The sequence below is a fragment of the Brevibacterium sp. HMSC07C04 genome (assembly GCF_001815905.1).
Classification (GTDB): Bacteria; Actinomycetota; Actinomycetes; order Actinomycetales; family Brevibacteriaceae; genus Brevibacterium.
Genome location: NZ_KV823252.1, coordinates 1 through 610 on the forward strand (window position 1 = coordinate 1; position 610 = coordinate 610).

At 54.9% G+C, this 610-nt stretch carries 2 protein-coding genes; both read left to right on the forward strand.

All coding sequences use genetic code 11. The annotated features are described in order from the left end of the window. Nucleotides 1–248, forward strand: a 248-nt coding sequence (locus tag HMPREF3162_RS11875) for a hypothetical protein (protein WP_218079170.1), incomplete at its 5' end; no start/stop codon positions are given. A 2-nt stretch (nucleotides 249–250) separates the two neighbouring features. Beyond that, nucleotides 251–610, forward strand: a 360-nt coding sequence (locus tag HMPREF3162_RS04540; protein WP_070777050.1) for an immunity protein Imm33 domain-containing protein, incomplete at its 3' end; no start/stop codon positions are given.

A 610-nucleotide genomic window follows, 5' to 3' on the forward strand; every position in this document is an offset into this window, starting at 1 on the left:
TGTCTAGTCTGGGTGGTGATAGGAATTTCTTCTATGATGAGCTGTTTTCCCGCTCCGGTATTGACTTCGGTGTGGTGATCAACCGGCACTCCGGGGCGATACTTGCTGATATGTACCTGGGTCTGCCTCCTGCTATGGCTGGGCTGCAGAAGCGGGCTGAGGACTATATTGCCCAGCATGGCCTGCACGGTGATGGCAGGCCTCCCTTTGTCTGTCCCCCTGTCAGTGAGAGAGTGGGAAAGGATTGACGATGTCTCAGTATGTTGAGTTCATCCCCAAGGCTGGTGCTGCGATGACGACGCATAATGTCCTCAACGGTGCCGGTCGGATCAAGTGGATGCTGCGTGTGCCCCCTAAAGCACCTGCTGATAATGGTTGGCGGATCTTCAGCGAAATAGACACCGCTGAGTACCTGGCTGATACGAACAACTTCGAGATTGTTGACTACAACGAACTGTGCGGCATGGAACCAGCCCTGATCGGCATTTGGGACCTGCCGATCGGTTCGGACCTGCAGATGGTCATCGACGAAGACGGCAAACACATCTTCGATACACCCACCGGCCGGAAGATCCCCCTAGAAGAGCAGTACATCCCACCACAATTCCGC